The organism is Flavobacterium psychrophilum (assembly GCA_001708385.1).
In the GTDB taxonomy this organism is placed as follows: Bacteria; Bacteroidota; Bacteroidia; order Flavobacteriales; family Flavobacteriaceae; genus Flavobacterium; species Flavobacterium psychrophilum_A.
In genome coordinates, this window is sequence record CP012388.1 from 1 (window position 1) to 18,334 (window position 18,334).

Below are 18,334 nucleotides of genomic sequence, written 5' to 3' on the forward strand. Positions count from 1 at the left end.
TTAATTCAAAAGAATTATTAAAATCCGATGTTTTCAAACATGGAATTAGATCTTGTTCTCCAGTGTCTAGGTATTTAATTTTTGGTACAACTAAAAAACTGATTTTGAACCAACAAATCCATAAGCATTATTAAAACGGTTCTGTCGCATCTATGGTTAACATCTTATCTTTAGATATTCAAAAATATATTATATGAATACTAAAGGTCATTGTTACCCTAAATCAATTATTCTTCAGGCTGTATATTTCAAACTGAGATTTACATTAAGTTATCGTGACGTTGAAGAAATAATGAAGATGCTTGGTGTTCATGTTGACCATGCTACAGTTCAGCGTTGGGTCTACAAATTACTCCCTTCATAGAAGCACAAATAAGAAATCGAAAACATCGGGTAGGTTATAGCTGGCGACTTGATCAAACATACATAAAAGTGAAGGGCGCTTGGTATTATTTATATAGAGTTGTAGATAAATCATGTAATACCGTTGATTTTCTTTTAACTAAGAGAAGATAGAGGATGAGTGCTCAATCATTTTTGATCAAGGCAATTAACACCAATGGTAAACTCAGAGTAATCACTATAGATAAAAGTTGCTCGAATAGGGGAGCTATCACAGTTTACAACAAGCGTTCGTATTGTAATATAAACGATAAGACAATGTAAATATCTAATCAACATTGTTTAGCAGGATCACCGTTTTGTCAAATAGAGGTTACAAAATGGATTAGGCTTTAAAAGTTTTGAATCAGCCAAAAGGACATGAACGGAATTGAAGTTGTACATATGTTGAGAAAAAATCAGATGATTAAACCTGGGTTAACTATGTTTAAATCGTTTTGTAAATTGGCTTCTTAACTTTTAAATCATTGATTTATCTCGAATTTATTTCACAGATGCGACAGAACCCAAATCAATGATTATATCCTTTGTTTACAAGTGCCACGGCAATACCCAATCTTAAAGTCACAAGGAATGCATAAACACACATTTTATGTAAACCCTCTTTTAAATCCTGGGACAACTATTTCAAATCATTCTTTAAACTGGCAGCATAATTTTAAAGTGCTTGAATTCTTGAACTTTAATACATAGATACAACAGAACCATATTTATACTACTATTTGTAAATCAGATACCTCAACAGGAAATTTTAGTAAGATTATAACCGAATAGTTAATGAGATAATTATAGTATTAGATGAGCAAATGGTTTAATTTTTTTGCAAATCTCTGAAAACTCCTGTTACTGTATTTTAGAGCCTACCAATTGAAATTATTTTCATAATATATATACATGCAAACATTGTATAAGTTACAATAATACCTCTTATTAAATTTTTAGGTTCGTCATTCGGATATTTACTTTTTAAGGTAGATAGTAAAAAAAGGATAAGTGGAAGATCAGCGAGCATGCTAAAAAAGCGCCAATTCGGTCCTTTCATGGAGTCAGGAAAAATTCGCCACATTATTCCACTCCATATAAATCCAACATTAATGCAAATAATAGTTTAGCGCGCTCAGCTGCATGAATATCACTTTGCCATAGTTTAAAAAATTTATAATAGCCCATAGAGTAATACCAGTATATTCTGCTTAATTAGAAAACCTCTGAACTACTATGTTCGCGGGCAGTCTGTATAATCCTACACCGAACTTGAACCTAAATCTGAAAGTGTTGTCTAAATGATTAACTCATAAGTCTTTACAGGTGCATATATAGGGGTTTACATGGAAAGATAGGTTACTTGTATTACTTTTTATTGAAGAGTTTCAGGATAGAATCTTTATGTATTTTTTTTTTGCAACAGAATGCACGAGCCTGCTGGAAAACAGGTAAAAATACCTATATCAGATCATTTGAATTTTAGTTACTTAGCCTTCGGATAACCTTAAATCCGGCAGTAATTAGTTGTAATGACCACAAACTATAAAATACAGGTGTAATGAATTATTCTAAAGAACTAAAAGCGGCAAAGATTTTTAACCTTTCCTCCTTTAACAACCTTACAGATAACATTTTTATCAGCAATCAGGCGGATGTTAATTACTATTCCATGAAAAGAGCTGATAATAATAGGTATCGTAAAGTAAAAGATATCCAGACTTCCAATATTAATATTAACCCCACCGTACGAATAGTGCACCTTTTAGGCGAAAATAAAAAATACTCGTCCTACCTTTCATTTGCCGTTGAACCTAAAGATAGATCTACAGGTATTGCCATCGTTTCGTTATGCAATGAAAGTAACGCATTCCTTTGCGATATAAGAATTCTTCCCCTGAACACCTTGTCGGATATAGCAGACCAAGAAGAGTATTCACAACTCCTTACTGTTAATCTTGACCGCTCAAAATTTGTTCTCAAAACTGACATTACTGTAGCGTTAACAGAAAACTCGGAGCCGCTATACAGCGTAGATGAAGTTGATGTAACTGTTATTGCCGATCTGGTCACGCAGAGTGAGGTGATTGAATTAAAGCGGGAGTTGGAATTCCAAGGTAGCAAGCTGGCCGCACATTATCTTCAGGAGGTTCTCGCTATATAAGGTTACTAATAAATAAACTTTCCACGATGAAGTCTTTTGAAATTCCGGATTTGCTAGTAGATGGACTAAATTTACAGCTTACGGACGCTGAAATTGAAAAATTTCATAATGCTCGTCAGGTTCGGAATAGTATAGCACATGGTGAAACTATTACATTAACTCTGCAGAAAGCAGGAGAAATTAATGATGTCTTGAAATTGATTGCCTATAAACTCGATAAGCATTTGAATGAACATTTTTTAATAAATGAAAATTTTAGCTAATACCTAAATAGCATATAAATTAGAAGTTAATATGGGAGATAAGGAGTTTAAAATTACATAACTACAAAGTTTGGGAAGTAAAAGATAACGATAATTACGATTGGGAAAATGTTGCGAGAGATGATCATGGTTATGTTATTATGATTGATGGTAGCAGGTACGATAGTCCTGAAGATGAATCTCATTATAGAGAAGAACGTGTACGTTGGAATGAACTAAGGAATAAATATAGTAAGTAAATATTGAGTTTCTACTAGTAATAACCCAGGTAGATATTGCCATTTTATCAATTTAAACATTATCGATGTTATCAAATATCAATTTTAAGGACTACACACAATCAAGACTAGATTTTTATAGTCAATTATCAGAATTCCAAATCGATTATGAAGAAATGGCTATTCCTATTGAGCTTGACCAAGCTTTTTTTGATATACTGGGAAGTAATTTTCATTATTATATTGAAAAAAGACTATCAGGACCGAAGTTCAGTAAAGTTGAAAATTTAGCCTACAAACAACTACTAAAAGAATTGTATCCTCAATTATTATCAATCTTTCAATACAATGGGCCAATAGTGTATTGGTTCAAAATAAATTATAGTGATGGATTAACAAACGAGAAGATTCTTACTCACTATATCAAGACAAAAGAGAAACCTAAAAATAGGGGATGGTGGACAAAGGCTAATAAAATATGTAACCACACTACAGAAATACTATATGTCGGAAAGGTTGAACGTGCCTTCGAAAACCGCTTCATCCAGCATATAGGCCTAGGACATAATTATACTACGGCATTAAAGTTACAAAAATGGATACCCGATCTCGAAAACATGTCAGTAACCCTACATTTCTTAAAAATACCTCATAACATGACAAATCACTTAGAGGATAATTGAAAATGTAATATGGAGAGAGCTTCAACCACTTTTGGGTGCGAGCCCACGCATTAAATAACATAAAATGACACAAAAAAGACTAGCAATTATTGTACTTGGTAACAGAAATTCTGGCAAATCAAGCACGTGGTATGAATTATTTGGCAGAACCATCCGTACAGGACATAAAAGACTTAGGCTGAATGGATCTGAGATTGCACACTTTGTGAAAAACTCTTCATTTGAGGAAAATAACGTAGATATAGATGCCGGAGTGTTTGTCAGAAATGCTTCGTTCGAAGAATGGGGTGATCTAGCCGAAGATTTCTTTGATGAAAATAATATGCCACGCATTATACTATGCGCCGTCCAATATAAAGACAAAGGTAAAGAAACGATCAATTTTTTTGTTAGGCATGGGTATGAGCTCTATATTCAATGGCTCAATCCTGGATTTAAGGATAAAGGGAATTATGACGATTTTCTCGGATTTGAATAGACATTTAAGACAGCTGGGGAATTTCATAAAATCGATGGTAAAGAAAAAAAGAACCGGTTGTTAAGGATTAAATCGTATCTCTATAAATGGTTGGAAAATAATGAATAAAGAAATTTATGTAGAAAAACTAGACGAATTGTATGACTCATTATTTGAATTTAATGAAAAACCGGAATTCTGGAGAGCAGCTTTAGGTTCGGCCCCAAGATATTTTGTACACACAAAATTCAATGGAAGTCACTATTTTGGCATGTCTAAGTTCTGTGTCTTAAAAAAAGTAACTATAGAAGAATATATATCCAATTATCGTTATATCACAGATGGGAACAATTCACAGCTAATTATCAAAAACAGATTCAACAGAAAGTGGATTCCAAGGAGTGGTATCAACAGTGATATTAGAAAGGCATTTGATAAATGGATACTGGAGTTCTTCCCAAATTACAGTATTGATAATGCTAATTTTATCAGTCTTCCTGAAAAATCGGTAATCTCAATATCTAAAAAAATAGTTACCCCGGAGGAATTGGAAAATATTCTTGATCTCAAAAGAAAAATAGGTAATATAGGAGAGAATATAGCTTATAATTATGAGATAGAGAGATTAAAAGAAAATGGAATTAAGAATGCTTCCAAGTATATTAAGCACGTGGCATTAACCAATACAGCTTCAGGGTTTGATATATCTTCCATTACAAGGAAGGAGGAGCGATTCATTGAGGTAAAATCATGTGTTTCAAAAACAGATCAATTCTTTTTGACCGAAAATGAAGTGTTGACACTTGAAAGGCTTGCGGATAAGGCATATATTTATTGTGTTGTAATTCCTGATCTAGATCCCCTGCAGGGATATGTTTATAAGGTCATCGAGAATCCAATCAAATTATTTATGGAAAAGAATTTATTAGAACCTGTAATGTATAAGGTAAAGCTTTAGTAAATTGACAAATCCCATGTCAATTGCATAATTAAATAGTATTATCAAATTAAGGATTGTTTTTGTTTTTCTCCAATTCTTCAAGGAAATAACTAAATGGCATCCCCATCTTTTTCTTAAACACATCAGTAAACTGCTGCGCTGTGCCAAAACCAGCCTCTTCTGCTATAGCTGTGAATGTGTAGTTCCTAAGTTTTGGATCTTGTTCGAGTTTCTGAACGATATATGCAATTCTCAAGTCACTTATATAATCAGGATACGATTTCCCCTTGTGATAATTAATCACCTGAGATAAGTATTTGTAATTGGTGCCGAAACTACTTGCGAGTTTCTCTATCTTGATGTCTTTATTTATAAAACAGTATTTGTCTTCAAATTTTTGCAGCTTAGTCAGTAAATCGGTCTCCAGTTCTTCGGATATATTGGGCCGCTGGACTTTGCTTGAGTTCACCTCAACAAGTTGCAGTTTTTGCTTATAAAGCTCAAAGTTTTTTGAATATTGCCTTAACCTGCCATTGCGATATATAAGGAACACGGATAAGGGCAGAAGTACAATTGACGCTATCAACAAAATAATCCTCAGTGCTTTCTCCCTAGCAAAATCCCTTTCAATACTTTCCTTTTCCTTGATCAATTCTGCAGTATCATATTCTTTGAGTATTCTTCCGGCTAAATATTTGAAATTCGAGTGTAATACCCTGTCAGCCTGCAGAAGCCGGGTAATATATAAAAGCTCGGCGTCCCGGTCCCCTTTGCATCTGTAATAGTCAATCAGCATCTCATAATTACGCCTCAAATCCGGCCGAATATATTTCTTATCCGTAAAAATCCTGTCAACTTTTAGCAAGTAGGGAAGTGCTCGTTCGCTTTTACACATTTCCCAGTAGCTGGACGCAATATAAAAGTAGGCCACTGAGAGATTGCCGAAATCTTTTTGCGTTCGCAGATACGGTATGGCCAATCCTATTTTTTCGATCGCACTGCTGTAGGATTTCCTGAAATACTCGTTAATCCCTTACGCATGATTAATATAAGGAAGCATTGAATCATCATCCAATCTTTTACTCTCTTCACAGGCGAGACGGTTCCATTCTGTAGATTCCTGGTAGTTCCCGAGTTTTGTGTTGCATAAGGCAAGTGAATGTAGGCAATTCAGATAAGCGCGGGTATCTTCCTTCTTAAAAAAATCTGTACAGGCAGTAAATAGAGAAATAGCATCGTTATAGAATCCAAGATAATATTTTATGTGGGCAATGTTATACTGTATCTTATGCTTAAGGTAATCGTTTTTGGTTGTCGCAATCAGCCTATTGGCAATCAGGTAATAGTCGAGCGCCTTATTATGTTCCTTGCGGCTGTAATACACAATCCCTTTTGTCAATATTGCAGATCCCAGTAATTCATTGCTATCACTACGCTCTGCTGCATAAATCATGTTATCGACATATGTTACCATCTGGCTGTAATCCACTTCATATATATAATTATTATAGCCATTAATGACCTCTTCAATGTTATCCTCCTCTTTTGCTTTTTGCAGGTAGGCATCGAGATAGTGAATCACGGATTTTTTACCGCTGTTTTGATCAATACGATCATAAATATAATCATAGCTTTTAGAAATGAGCGTATCATTTCGCTGGGCTATAAGCATACATGGGGTAAAAATTAAAGTATACAAAAACAAAATTGTAAGGCGTATAGTCATCTAATTGAATGTTTTATAGCATCAATTGATTTACAGAAGAGTAGTGAGCGACTCAAGTTTTGGGGGTAGCATAAAATTACACAAACCCATTTAAATACAAAGCTTTTCGGAAAAAAAAGCAACATGAATTTCCGGAAATTCCTATCAATGTTTCCGGAACCTATAACGTAATAATTTGCGGCGTTTGGCAGCTGCATCTAAGTTTGCTAACGAATTCACGGACTAGGATTGCACGATCGGCATTCCAGGTTCACTAACTCGGGTTAATGGGCTGACCAACTAAAATTACAAATCATTACCATTAACGATTATGAAAAAAGTTATCTGTATGCTTTTCCTGGTAGGAAGTGTAGCATGCTCAACCGAAGATTCCCCAGAAGATGCTCGCTCAGGAAATGCAGCTCTAAAATCCACTGCTTCTGATGATAGTGAAGCAGCTAATTTAGCAAATCCGTTTGATGACAGAGGTGTGGCGTACCTCCAACTTGCGGATTATTATGAGGCCTTGGATACAAAGCCTTCCGGTAACACAGCCATCATAGATGCCCTTGAAGCTATAGCTGTAAGTCTCAATATCTCCAGTCAGGAGTATGATCCCGAGGTATCGCAAGGTATCCACGAAATCAAACAGCTTTCAGCCTCACAACCCCAGACAGTCTTAGAAGGCTTAAATATAAGTAGTGAAGGACGTGGCCATCTACGTGCCGTGCTCAATGAACTCAAAGCGCTAAAGGACCAAGAGGCCGGATATGATGCAGTCTATAATGCACTTGTAAATCGAGAACAGTCAATCCTGGAATCCAGCCTGGTTCTCAAAGATAAAGAGACGCTGCTATCGACTTTATCCATCCTACGCTATAGCGTCTATAGTAAGAGCAGGAGGAAAAGGAAGGATAGGGATTGGGAGCTTTCGGTAGGCAATGTGATGGCGACATCCTATGGTGCCGTTTCGAGCCGACCTAATGCCATCATCAGCGGGGTAGCATCTGAATACATCAATTAAAAGGTACTTCTATGGATACGGTTAGGGAGAACGTCCGGTTTGCGATTTTTAAAGGAAACTACGAGACCATCCTTAGCCGTATCCTAATTTCTTCATCCCCACGCGATACATTAACCATTCTATTCCCTTTGAATTCTCAGGATAAAACCTTTCTGGCCTTATTTAATTCCGATGCCTCTGCTGAAGTAATAGCGAATAGTATCCAGAGGCTTACCGATAGTGAGTCACGGTTTTATCTGGTTGAAATTTATGAGCTAAAGAATCTGCTTTTTCAATTATCTGTACGATATCACTTTTCAGCCTGTATAATTGCAGAATGCTCTGCTCAGGAAGCCGGACTATTGAAAAAAATTCTAAAGAAGCTTTACCCATATGACAAAGTTGAAAACAATACAACGCAGCGCCTGTATTTAAATATGCTATTACAGTACCTGGATGAGATTTTGGATAAAACAGGTGTAGTGCTTTCAAGGGAAAATGAGCTCGCTAAAAATTTTACAGAGATGCTGCACAAGGCAATAAATCCTGAACATCAGGTTCGTTATTATGCTGAACGTCTATTTGTAAGCAGGAGATACCTTACCAAAGCGGTCCGTGCCAGCGTCGGGGAGACACCAAAAATGCTTATAGATAGGCAACTAATCGCCGTGGCCAAAATTATGCTTAAAAGAAGTGATACCGTTTACAGTATAGCAGAGGAACTTAAGTTTGAAAGCCCGGCCTCTTTTGCCACTTTCTTCAAAAAGCATACAGGATTGACCCCAAGCCAATACCGTACAGCACATTTAAATACTAAATAAGATTATGGTACAGCAATACCCTCTGGAATGGCTTGATTCCCTTATCTCAATAACCTTAAATCTGTCTAAGATGTATATCAGGGATTTGAGCAAAGATGATATACAGAACCTTTCGGATAAAGCGATTATAGAAGCCGTACATATCCAATCCGAATTAAAAAACCAAGTATTCTCATTGCATAAAGAGAGCCAGATCCGGCTTTTAGTACAGAAATACCACTCGGCATTTATCATACTGCTTGATACCTTAAGCGACTACGAAATCAATCCTGCATTCGCTAAAGAGGAATATGGCAATATTGCCAGTACGCTGATCTCAATACTGGATGAGTTGCTGTTCTTTATAGAAACGCGATTTTCCAATTACCTAACCCTCGAGGAGCGTGTCCCACCCACCTACCTGAATGTTTCGCGCAACGAGCTAAAAATGAAACTGGACCGTATCCAGAAAAAGCTAATCGCTGATGTTGCTGATCCCTCATTCACCTCTATCATACTGGACCATCTCTACCGTTTCATACACAATAAAAAAACGGAAAGTGTTACATTACGCGAGGTATTATACCATAAGGAACTTGTACAGAAGCTTGAGCTATTAGGGGCAGGGGATAACCATACGACACTCCACAACGCCCTAAATGAGCTACTGGTATATATGAATTTCAATAGTAGGGAATATATAAGCTATTTTACGCGTTCCATCGCTGAGAAGATCAATACACTGCAAACAAAAGTGGAACGTGTTGACAGCCTCCATTTCCATTATAAGGAGTTTAGCCAGATGCAGAGCCATCAGACCATGATACTGTATCCTCAGCATCAAGACCTTAAGGTTATCCTGGGGAACTGGTTCCAGCAGGAAATACTTTATTTGGAAAAGACCATGCACCTGCCTAATAAAAGTATCAGGGACATAAGAAAAACTTCAGCGGCTCCATTAAAGGTAGAGGAGAAGGTCAGGGTAAACCTATCTTCAGATCAGATAGCCCTTATTCTTAGGGCATTCGACGATTCAAGGCTTTTAGAAGCAAGATCAATGAGCCAGGTCTTTAAAATGATTGTTCCCTATCTCTCTACACCATCTAAAGAAGAGCTTTCATATGATTCCGTACGCACCAAATCGTATAACGCCGAATCAAAAGATAAAGAAGTGGTCATTTCTACCTTAGAAAAAATTATAAAGAGGTTAAACGATTATTAATTGAAATTTTTTATTTTATTTTTATTGTAGAAAAACCTTACAAAATGAAAAAGATCTTAGCTATACTTTATCCTTCGGATATACATACATTCCTTAAAGTAGCGTTTTATGTTGCGGTTGCTTTTATACCAATCTATGAATTCCTGCTTACCGGCTTATACTGGACAGATGCCAGCTACAAGCTGGGAGTGATATTTTCTAAGCTAGGCTATTCTTATATAGCTGCCTCAATCTTTTACATCCTATCACAGTATATCCCTATACTCAGGCCTAAAAGGGAGAGAAAAGAACACATACTTCATCAGGTTTACCTGCAGATCGAAACAATCAATACAATAATAAATAACCTGCAATTTCACCTTGGGCTTGAAGGGAAAAATATTAAGGATACTTATGTGCTACGAGAAGTATTAGAAGCGATACAGGCAGATTCTGAAGTTAATGGTTTTCCTAACAAAGAACTCACCAACAAGGACGAGGAGAAGTATTCAACCTGGGTTCAGTTAGATTTTAAAAATACAGATTCCAAGGGGAATTTCATGACCAACCACTATCATGAGAATTACGGCTTTGACCTTGAGGGGGCACTATCGAAACATCCTATTAAGGAACTGAATACGGCCAAATACAAAGATGATCTTATCAGCTCACTTAAAAAAGGCAACCTGCAATCTGCAACCTTCATAAAAGGCGATAAGGAGGTGAAACAGTTCATAGAAGCCAACCCTCAATTTAAAACCATAACAGTGTATGACGCCAACCTAAAAAGGCTGGATACAAGGCAGCGAAATACAGAAACTATGAGCAACAGCGAATCAAAGACACAGAAGAAGTCCCAAAAGGAAAGTGCTGAAGGCGAAGGAGAGGATGCGGGTACAGCGCAGAAAAATAAACGCGCTAAAAGGCAAGCCTTATGACAATGGATGGGATACAGCCATTGCTGGATTTCTTTGCTGCAATACGCAAAGATTTCAGGATCAGCGCGGCACACATTGGAGTCTTTGCTGCACTTTTAGCTTACAGAATCAGTAAAGGCAACGACACAGTTGTGAAGGTCTTCAGCAAAGATATTATGCCGATAGCAAAAATATCATCACCCTCTACCTACCTGAGGTGTGTGCGGGAGCTGCATGATTATGGCTATATAGTTTATAAACCTTCCTATAAGAAGACGGTAGCAAGTACAATCCAGTTTAAGTAATGAGAAAATCAAATCCATAAAAGCTCCGTAAAGGGGCTTTTCTGCTTAAATAACGAGAGATGATGAAGGAAGAGGATGACATATTCAGAAGCAGGATAAGCCGTGAAAAAGCGATGAAAATGCTGAGGGATAAAGGAATGGATGTGACATTGGAACAAGCAGCGAAAATCTTGGATTTTCTGAGGAAAATAGCTAATATAGCCGTTTCAAATCATTTAAAGAAAAGGAAATGAGTATGATAGCAGATTTGTATGTACGAGTAAGTACCGATGAACAGGCAGAGAAAGGGTATTCACAACGTAATCAGGAAGAGCTTTTAAGAAAATATTGCAGCATACATAATATCCAGATAAGGAATGTAATATATGAAGACTACTCCGCTAAAACCTTTAACAGGCCGCAGTGGAAAAAGTTGCTGCTCAATCTGAAAAAGAACAAGAATAAGATTGATTTGGTCTTGTTCCTGAAATGGGACAGGTTCAGCCGAAATGCAGGTGATGCTTATCAAATGATCAACTTATTACGCAAATTGGGTGTAGAGCCCCAAGCTATAGAACAGCCTTAGACTTTTCTGTGCCTGAAAATAAGATGATGTTAGCATTTTATCTTGCTGCACCTGAGGTAGAAAATGACAGACGGGCACTCAACACTTTTCATGGTATACGAAGGGCCAGGAAAGAGGGACGTTATATGGGAATGGCACCCTATGGTTTCGCAAATAAGGTTACTGAAGACGGGAAAAAATATATTGCACCTGTCCCAAAAGATGCAGCTATGGTAACCTGGATCTTTGAGCAAATAGCTAAGGAGGCCTTCAGTACGGAGTCTATCTATCATTTGGCAAAAGATAGAGGACTGAAGATGACCAAAAGTAACTTTTGGGTGATGCTACGAAATCCTCTATATGCCGGTAAAATAATTGTACCTAAATACAAGGATGAGGAGGAGATCTGGGTTAATGGTCAGCACGAGTCAATTATAAGTGAAGGATTGTTTTACCGTGTACAGGACGTCCTCGACGGTAAAAAAAGAACCTACAGGCCCAAAGCGCTAACAACTGAAAATTTCCCTCTCAGGGGATTCTTTATGTGCCCACAGTGCGGCAGTAAGCTAACAGGAAGCAAATGCAAAGGCCGGCATAAATATTATTTCTACTACCATTGCGACAAAGTATGCAAGTATCGTATTAATTCGGATGTTGCCAATCAACTATTCACCGAACAGCTTAATAGGTACAAGCCTATAGCTGCAGTAAAAAAGCTCTATACTGCAGTTTTGCTTGAGGCATATCGTGAACATACCGGATCCGTTTCTTCCGAAAAGAGAAAGGCACTGGAACAAATCACAGAATATGAGAAAAAGCTTTCTTCAGCAAGGAATCTTCTGGTTACTGAAAAGATTGATGTAGATGATTATAACATCATGAAAAACGAGTACAGGACAATTATCCAAAAATTAGAAAGGCAGCTTAGTGAGGTAAGTGATGACAGGGTAAGTATCGAACAGCTTATGAATAAAGGGATTGACAACCTTTTAAAACTAGGAGGGGCACTTGAAAAAACTTCATTAAGTGAAGCGCGTGACCTGATTGGTTTAATTTATCCCGAAAATTTCACTTTTCGCGGAAACGATTTCCAAACCGCTCGAGTCAATGAAATAGTCAACTGTATTTATTTGGTAAACAATGAGTTACAAGCAAAAAAAACGGGACAAAAGACGATTTTATCGCTTTGTCCCGAGTAGTGACCTCGACTGGATTCAAACCAGTAACCTTCTGAGCCGTAATCAGATGCGCTATTCAGTTGCGCCACGAGGCCGTTTTTGCTCTCAGTATCTAATTATCTGCGATATTTATCATACTGATTGCGGGTGCAAATATAGATATTAATCATTAAATTGCAAGCGTAAACGAATAAAAAATTAGAAAAAAATGACATTGAATCAGTATATACGTGACATTCAGGATTTTCCAAAAGAAGGAATTTTGTTTAAAGATATCACACCTCTGCTTGCAAACCCAAAAGCAGTTAAAGAATGCATGGCGTTACTTCTAAATAATCTAAAAGATCGCAAAATTGATACCGTTGTAGGGGTAGAGAGCAGGGGATTCTTTTTTGCTACTTTACTGGCTTATGAACTTTTTGCCGGTTTTGTACCGGTTCGTAAACCTAAGAAATTGCCATACAAGACGATTTCTGCCTCTTACGAGCTGGAATATGGTACTGATACACTCGAGGTTCATAGTGATGCTATAAAGCCGGGAGATCGCGTTTTAATACATGATGATGTTCTTGCAACAGGTGGAACGGCTAAAGCAGTTTGTGAGTTGGTAGAAAGACTGGGTGGAGAAATTGTGCAATGTAATTTTCTTATGGAACTATCGTTCCTTAATGGTAGAGAGAAATTAGGCAATCGAGAAGTATACGCGCCATTAGTGTATTAATCCAATGAGCGGGTGGTAACATAGTATTTCCAGGCAACAATTGCTTTTTGAAGTTTTGTCGCTTTAGCAAGGTCAAGCTGCTCTTTTGTGTAGTTTGGCAGAAGCCAATGGTTTAGTTTTGCTAGTATTTTAAACATGGCTGTAGGTTTTTGGTATATCAAATATAAGAAAAGGCTGCCCGATTAAGGCAGCCTTTAAGATTTTATTTGGGTTTGTCTATTTGCTTGTAGACACCGCTAATTGACCTTTTATTTTTCCTACATAGATATTTGGTATACTCGATTCATTTTTGTGAGGATCTGATGTTGTATAAGATTTCGAATCATTATTTTGATCTGATATTCTCAGATTGACAGTTGTTATAGCTCCTCTTGAATTTCTTTTGACATCTGAATATGCCATGCGTATTCCATGGTTTTCTAAATCTTCTTTATACGTATTTAGTTGAATGTCTGTAGTGTTTTTGTTTATAGTATAAAAAATATTATCCTTATTGTTATTATAAATAGGCTCTCCGTCTTCTCCTGTTCTTGTTGTTACAACTACTGTTCTTACACTTTGGGTTTTGTTATTTTGCCATATATTTTCATCTAGTTTTACACCTGTAGCTTTAAACCTATTGGTGGCAGTCTCAGACATTTTTTTTCGGTCTGAATATGCTGAAGCCTGATTGTCGTTTTGCCATGCATTTTCATCAATTTTAGCGCCAATAACTTCAAACCGATTTTTAGCGGCGTCAGGCGTTTTCTTTTTTTCTGAATTTGATGAGACAGGATTATCAATCTTTTTAGTTGTTAATACTATCGAACCGTCTTTGGTTTTAACATTGTACAACTTAAGTGTACTTTTGCTATCATAATCAATAATAGATTCAAATTTTTCGCCCGGAGGCGTATCTATATATTTAGATTTTTGGACTTTTCCGTTTATAATAACTACAACATCACTCTTTTTCATTCTGGAATTTATGTATTCAACAGGATTATAAATCTCAGATTTTACCTCCGTATCTGTCGTTGTGTTTAACGCTGTATTTGTTTTGTTCTGTTCAACTTTCTGAAAAGATATTTTATTATCGCTGTCCTTCGTTAATTTCTCAATATAAAGGTTAAAAGGATAGATAGGGGTATTGTCGGTAGAAATGACCTCATAGACAGGATAACTTTTAGTATTGTTTTTGTCTTTTACCATTACTGTGATTGCAGTAATTTCTCCCTTTTTATTTCTTTTCACGTTTTTGAATGTCACATCGGCGTCAAAGATATCTTTATACATTTCTTTTCGCTCGTTCATGGTTTTTTCAGAAAGATTCTTGTCTACGTTGGTTACTGCAAGAACGGGGTATTCAAGTTCGCTTCCGTATACAGCTTCTGATAAATAAGCAACTTTATCTTCTGTCGTATTTTCAGATTGTTTTTGTTTATTTGTGGCTTCACGCTCCTGCGCTATAACTTCTGTCTGAAACAGATAGAAAAATATTGCTGTAGCCGGAAGTATAAAGGCAAATTTGATTAAGCTTAGCCTTTTAGATTGTGGCTTGTTCAGCATAACAATTCGTTTTTTGATTAATGATTGATAAAAGTGATTGGTTATAGCAATACACTCTGGCTGCAAAGTGATTTTAAGCAGCGTTTTTTGATATGCTTTAAGATCTATTATTTCTTTAGCGGCTTCAGCATCAGCAATAAATTCCAGATTTTGTGTAACCTGTTTTTTGTAAAGCCAGCTTATCGGGTTAAACCATAAAAATGTACAGGTTAACTGATTTAAAAGCATATCCAGTGAATGCAATTGCCTGCTGTGTACTTTCTCATGTGCAATTATGTTTTCCAGTTCGTCAAAGGTAAGCGTGGCAGTGTTGTATACTATATACTTAAAGAAAGAGAACGGAGAGTTAACCAATGGCGAATCTATCAGGATAAATCCTTTACTGTATACTTTCTGCTGGCCTTTAAGAAGGCTTATAATTCTGTAAAGATCGATTATTAGTCTGCTAAAGAAAAACAACACACCCGCTGTATATAGTGCTAATGCAACATACCACCAATTGATTTTGAAAGACTGTTCTGCGGCGATATTGATAGCAGTCTGCGGAAGCATTCCCTGCATTATGAGAGGCTCATGAAGAACCGTCGGTGCTACCCATACAATTTTTGTATACACTATAAGCGGAAGCAGGGCAGAAGTAAATATTCCTGCAACAAGGAAAAAACGGCTTGAGTTAAAGAAGGTTTCCTTCCTGATTAGTAAATAATATGCCAGGAAAAATAGTGTAAGCAATCCGGATGCTTTTGCAAGGTATACAAATAAGCTTTCCATAATAATTTATTATTATTGATTATTCTGGTGTAGAAATTTGAAAAATATTGGGGCAGGATGAGCTGCCCCAATAGCTATAATAAATTGACTTATTATATATAACTAACCTCAGTTTTAATTCGATTTTTTCTTAAGTTCAGCTCTTGCTTTTTCAAGCTCTTTTCTTGCACTTTCCAGTTCAGCTTTAGCTTTTTGTAGTTCAAGGAGTATTTCCTTTTCCGATTCAAGATTTTCCTTCTCGCTACGGGCATTTCTCAAGCCACGTGCCGCAATTTTTGATTCCTTTCTCAAAGCCATAGCTTTTCTTACTTCGGGATCTTTAAAAGCTTTGCGAATCTCTGCGCTTGCTCTTTTCATTTCTGCTACGATTTCATCTCTTTCTGCTTCAGAAAGACTTTCAAAGGCCATCTCTTTTTTCCAGTCGATTTCAGCTAAGGCTTTCATTCCCTCATGAACGCCTGTAGATGCATATTCCATTATTTCATCTGTAGATGGCATTGGTGGCATTGGCGGCATCGGCGGCATTGGAGGAAGTTCGTCTCCATTTTGGTTATAAGTATAAGTGTAAAAGTTATTCGGTTTTTTGGTTGTCGTAATTTCTACAACACCTTTCTTACCTTCTTTACCGTATTTTTTTTTACCTTCTTTTGGAGATAATTTGGTTACAATAATGGTCTGGCCACTTGGAAACTGTACTTTGTCAGCATCGCCCTTAGGCTGCTTAACGCCGTTGATTACTACAAGAGCATCTTTATCCACGTTAGCTACTTTAGTCGTATTATCCTCAGATTTTGAATATGAATAAGAGGTTGTTAAAGGCTCTTTTTTAGTTGTCGATTCTGAGTAGCTCACGCTGCTTGCTACCGCATTGTCTTTTTTATCCGGCCTGCCAAAAGCTATGCTGTTTTCCTGCGCATCACTGCCTTTTTCAATTTCAATTGTAAAAGGTGGAATTGGTTTGTTCCCGGTAATCTCATAAACTTTAGATTGTGTTTTGTCTTTTACAAGAACTCTTACTCCGGTAATTTCAGAAGTTTCATTTCGTGTTACATTGCTAAAAGTAACATCGGCATCAAACTGATCTTTAAAGACTTTTGTTTCAGATGCCAGTTCATCATCTTTACTGTCTTTATCAACTGTAATTGCCACTTTAAATTTTTCACCCGTAACACTGTTTACGGTTGTAGCTTTTTCCTGAGCTACTGCCTTTACCTGAAATGCCAGCATGAATGCTGCAAGGGCAGGTAATACAATGGCATACTTCCATGAATTGCGTCTTTTAGACTGTTTTTTGTTTAACATAACGATTCGTTTTTTGATTAATGATTGATAAAAATGATTAGTGATTGCTATACATTCCGGCTGAAGTGTAATTTTCAGCAGGGTTTTCTGGTAAGCCTTTCTATCAGACAGCTGTTTGATTGCGACAGCGTCGGCGATAAATTCCAGATTTTGAGATATTAATTTTTTATAGAGCCATACAAACGGATTAAACCAAAAGGCGATACAGAACAGCTGACTGACTATCATGTCTGCCGAATGTTTTTGCCTGCTGTGTACTTTTTCGTGAGCAATGATGCTCTCCAGTTCTTCAGGCTGTAACACTGCCGAATTGTACACTATATAGTTAAAAAAAGAGAATGGCGATTTTACTTTCTTAGAATCTATAAGTTTGTAGTTTCCTTCTATTTTAATACTGTTGCCCTTTACTATGTGGCGGATAGACTTAAAATCAACCATAAACCGCATTAAAAAAAACAGAACACCAATAATATAGATACAAAATGCTACATAACTCCAGTTTATAGAGAACGCTTCTATTTCAGCCGTTCCTGCCAATTGTTGCTGCAGTATATATTGCTGTAATACCATCATATCCTTAGGAGCGGCTATTTGAGAAACAGCAACAGCTTTCGGAGAAGGTTCTACCCAGACTACTTTAGTGTATTCTACAAGTGGAAGCAGGGCAGAGGTGATTAGGCCTGCCAGCAAAAAGCCACGGTTCGAAGTAAAAAAGGTTTCTTTTCTCAGTAATATATAATAGGCCGTTAAAAAGAATGCAAGCAATCCCGACGCCTTAGCCATATAGATGATAAAAGCTTCCATATCATTCCTTTTTTTCGATCATATCAAGAATTTCACGAAGCTCATCGGCGCTTATTTTCTCTTCCTTTGCGAAAAAGGATATCATGCTTTTATAAGAATTATTAAAGTAATTCTCAATGGCATTGTTCATAAAACCTTTCCTGTAATCTTCTTTACTGACTTTGGGGAAATACTGGTGTGTGTTGCCGTAGGCATTATGGCTAACATACCCTTTTTCTTCAAGGTTTCTTATTATAGTAGACAGGGTGTTGTAATGAGGCTTGTCGTCCTCAATTTCCATCAGCACATCTTTAACGAAAGCTTTTTCGAGCTTCCATAGTATATGCATTATTTCTTCTTCCTTGTTGGTTAACTTTTGCATGACATCTTGTTTATAATTCAAAATTAAAACTATTTTTTTAGTTACACAACTATTTTTATAGTTAA

General features: G+C 36.7%; 16 protein-coding genes, 1 tRNA gene and 5 pseudogenes. 14 read left to right on the forward strand and 8 right to left on the reverse strand.

The features are described 5' to 3' along the window. Nucleotides 1-193: 193 nt before the first annotated feature. Nucleotides 194-858, forward strand: a pseudogene (locus tag ALW18_00005) (transposase). Nucleotides 859-1,255: 397 nt separating this feature from the next. Here ALW18_00005 and ALW18_00010 read toward each other — a convergent pair. Beyond that, entirely contained in the window at nucleotides 1,256-1,468 is a 213-nt protein-coding gene (locus ALW18_00010) for a hypothetical protein (GenBank protein AOE51041.1), read from the reverse strand. Nucleotides 1,469-1,945: 477 nt separating this feature from the next. Here ALW18_00010 and ALW18_00015 point away from each other — a divergent pair, with 477 nt between their 5' ends. The 5 genes and pseudogenes from ALW18_00015 (at nucleotide 1,946) to ALW18_00035 (ending at nucleotide 5,127) form a co-directional block, all read left to right on the forward strand. Further along, nucleotides 1,946-2,548 (forward strand): hypothetical protein, encoded by a 603-nt coding sequence (locus tag ALW18_00015; protein ID AOE51042.1) that lies wholly within the window; start codon nucleotides 1,946-1,948, stop codon nucleotides 2,546-2,548. A 26-nt stretch (nucleotides 2,549-2,574) separates the two neighbouring features. Further along, complete coding sequence (locus tag ALW18_00020) at nucleotides 2,575-2,811, forward strand: hypothetical protein (protein ID AOE51043.1); 237 nt, start codon at nucleotides 2,575-2,577, stop codon at nucleotides 2,809-2,811. A gap of 304 nt (nucleotides 2,812-3,115) precedes the next feature. Beyond that, entirely contained in the window at nucleotides 3,116-3,712 is a 597-nt protein-coding gene (locus tag ALW18_00025) for a hypothetical protein (protein ID AOE51044.1), read from the forward strand. A 64-nt stretch (nucleotides 3,713-3,776) separates the two neighbouring features. After that, a pseudogene (locus ALW18_00030) lies at nucleotides 3,777-4,145 on the forward strand (hypothetical protein). Nucleotides 4,146-4,290: 145 nt separating this feature from the next. Beyond that, nucleotides 4,291-5,127, forward strand: coding sequence for a hypothetical protein (locus ALW18_00035; protein AOE51045.1), 837 nt, complete (start codon nucleotides 4,291-4,293; stop codon nucleotides 5,125-5,127). 49 nt (nucleotides 5,128-5,176) lie between these two features. Here the strand turns inward: ALW18_00035 and ALW18_00040 are convergent, their stop codons facing one another. Together ALW18_00040 and ALW18_00045 are read right to left on the reverse strand one after the other, a co-directional pair. Continuing rightward, nucleotides 5,177-6,004 carry a hypothetical protein gene (locus ALW18_00040; protein ID AOE51046.1) on the reverse strand — a complete coding sequence of 276 codons (828 nt, stop codon included), beginning with the start codon at nucleotides 6,002-6,004 and terminating at the stop codon, nucleotides 5,177-5,179. 138 nt (nucleotides 6,005-6,142) lie between these two features. Further along, nucleotides 6,143-6,781 carry a hypothetical protein gene (locus tag ALW18_00045; protein AOE51047.1) on the reverse strand — a complete coding sequence of 213 codons (639 nt, stop codon included), beginning with the start codon at nucleotides 6,779-6,781 and terminating at the stop codon, nucleotides 6,143-6,145. A 364-nt stretch (nucleotides 6,782-7,145) separates the two neighbouring features. Between ALW18_00045 and ALW18_00050 the strand changes: the two genes are divergently transcribed. From ALW18_00050 to ALW18_00080, 7 genes and pseudogenes are all read left to right on the forward strand, one after another. Continuing rightward, entirely contained in the window at nucleotides 7,146-7,838 is a 693-nt protein-coding gene (locus tag ALW18_00050) for a hypothetical protein (protein AOE51048.1), read from the forward strand. An 11-nt stretch (nucleotides 7,839-7,849) separates the two neighbouring features. Then, on the forward strand, nucleotides 7,850-8,638 hold the full coding sequence (locus ALW18_00055) for a hypothetical protein (protein AOE51049.1): 789 nt from the start codon (nucleotides 7,850-7,852) through the stop codon (nucleotides 8,636-8,638). A gap of 4 nt (nucleotides 8,639-8,642) precedes the next feature. After that, nucleotides 8,643-9,839, forward strand: coding sequence for a hypothetical protein (locus tag ALW18_00060; GenBank protein AOE51050.1), 1,197 nt, complete (start codon nucleotides 8,643-8,645; stop codon nucleotides 9,837-9,839). A gap of 452 nt (nucleotides 9,840-10,291) precedes the next feature. Next, nucleotides 10,292-10,756: pseudogene (locus tag ALW18_00065) on the forward strand (hypothetical protein). A gap of 2 nt (nucleotides 10,757-10,758) precedes the next feature. Then, nucleotides 10,759-11,040 carry a hypothetical protein gene (locus ALW18_00070; protein AOE51051.1) on the forward strand — a complete coding sequence of 94 codons (282 nt, stop codon included), beginning with the start codon at nucleotides 10,759-10,761 and terminating at the stop codon, nucleotides 11,038-11,040. Nucleotides 11,041-11,275: 235 nt separating this feature from the next. Then, on the forward strand, nucleotides 11,276-11,605 hold the full coding sequence (locus tag ALW18_00075) for a hypothetical protein (GenBank protein ID AOE51052.1): 330 nt from the start codon (nucleotides 11,276-11,278) through the stop codon (nucleotides 11,603-11,605). Between the two features lie 23 nt (nucleotides 11,606-11,628). Beyond that, the gene (locus ALW18_00080; GenBank protein AOE51053.1) at nucleotides 11,629-12,783 is read left to right on the forward strand and encodes a resolvase; all 1,155 of its coding nucleotides are present in this window, start codon (nucleotides 11,629-11,631) and stop codon (nucleotides 12,781-12,783) included. Here the strand turns inward: ALW18_00080 and ALW18_00085 are convergent. Next, a tRNA-Arg gene (locus ALW18_00085) sits at nucleotides 12,781-12,857 on the reverse strand. The two genes, ALW18_00080 and ALW18_00085, sit on opposite strands and share 3 nt — an antisense overlap. A gap of 113 nt (nucleotides 12,858-12,970) precedes the next feature. Between ALW18_00085 and ALW18_00090 the strand changes: the two genes are divergently transcribed. Further along, entirely contained in the window at nucleotides 12,971-13,483 is a 513-nt protein-coding gene (locus tag ALW18_00090; protein ID AOE51054.1) for an adenine phosphoribosyltransferase, read from the forward strand. Here the strand turns inward: ALW18_00090 and ALW18_00095 are convergent. The 4 genes and pseudogenes from ALW18_00095 to ALW18_00110 all read right to left on the reverse strand — a co-directional run bounded on the left by ALW18_00095 (nucleotide 13,480) and on the right by ALW18_00110 (nucleotide 18,269). Further along, entirely contained in the window at nucleotides 13,480-13,620 is a 141-nt protein-coding gene (locus ALW18_00095) for an SsrA-binding protein (protein AOE51055.1), read from the reverse strand. The two genes, ALW18_00090 and ALW18_00095, sit on opposite strands and share 4 nt — an antisense overlap. A gap of 1,045 nt (nucleotides 13,621-14,665) precedes the next feature. Beyond that, nucleotides 14,666-15,802: pseudogene (locus ALW18_00100) on the reverse strand (hypothetical protein). A 951-nt stretch (nucleotides 15,803-16,753) separates the two neighbouring features. Then, nucleotides 16,754-17,908, reverse strand: a pseudogene (locus ALW18_00105) (peptidase M56). A gap of 1 nt (nucleotide 17,909) precedes the next feature. Continuing rightward, complete coding sequence (locus ALW18_00110) at nucleotides 17,910-18,269, reverse strand: transcriptional regulator (protein ID AOE51056.1); 360 nt, start codon at nucleotides 18,267-18,269, stop codon at nucleotides 17,910-17,912. Between the last annotated feature and the right edge of the window lie 65 nt (nucleotides 18,270-18,334).

Coding starts and splice junctions, on each gene's coding strand:
- ALW18_00010 (AOE51041.1), bottom strand. CDS start 1,468: ATGTGGCGAATTTTTCCTGACTCCATGAAAGGACCGAATTGGCGCTTT.
- ALW18_00015 (AOE51042.1), top strand. CDS start 1,946: ATGAATTATTCTAAAGAACTAAAAGCGGCAAAGATTTTTAACCTTTCC.
- ALW18_00020 (AOE51043.1), top strand. CDS start 2,575: ATGAAGTCTTTTGAAATTCCGGATTTGCTAGTAGATGGACTAAATTTA.
- ALW18_00025 (AOE51044.1), top strand. CDS start 3,116: ATGTTATCAAATATCAATTTTAAGGACTACACACAATCAAGACTAGAT.
- ALW18_00035 (AOE51045.1), top strand. CDS start 4,291: ATGAATAAAGAAATTTATGTAGAAAAACTAGACGAATTGTATGACTCA.
- ALW18_00040 (AOE51046.1), bottom strand. CDS start 6,004: ATGTGTAAAAGCGAACGAGCACTTCCCTACTTGCTAAAAGTTGACAGG.
- ALW18_00045 (AOE51047.1), bottom strand. CDS start 6,781: ATGCTTATAGCCCAGCGAAATGATACGCTCATTTCTAAAAGCTATGAT.
- ALW18_00050 (AOE51048.1), top strand. CDS start 7,146: ATGAAAAAAGTTATCTGTATGCTTTTCCTGGTAGGAAGTGTAGCATGC.
- ALW18_00055 (AOE51049.1), top strand. CDS start 7,850: ATGGATACGGTTAGGGAGAACGTCCGGTTTGCGATTTTTAAAGGAAAC.
- ALW18_00060 (AOE51050.1), top strand. CDS start 8,643: ATGGTACAGCAATACCCTCTGGAATGGCTTGATTCCCTTATCTCAATA.
- ALW18_00070 (AOE51051.1), top strand. CDS start 10,759: ATGGATGGGATACAGCCATTGCTGGATTTCTTTGCTGCAATACGCAAA.
- ALW18_00075 (AOE51052.1), top strand. CDS start 11,276: ATGATAGCAGATTTGTATGTACGAGTAAGTACCGATGAACAGGCAGAG.
- ALW18_00080 (AOE51053.1), top strand. CDS start 11,629: ATGATGTTAGCATTTTATCTTGCTGCACCTGAGGTAGAAAATGACAGA.
- ALW18_00090 (AOE51054.1), top strand. CDS start 12,971: ATGACATTGAATCAGTATATACGTGACATTCAGGATTTTCCAAAAGAA.
- ALW18_00095 (AOE51055.1), bottom strand. CDS start 13,620: ATGTTTAAAATACTAGCAAAACTAAACCATTGGCTTCTGCCAAACTAC.
- ALW18_00110 (AOE51056.1), bottom strand. CDS start 18,269: ATGCAAAAGTTAACCAACAAGGAAGAAGAAATAATGCATATACTATGG.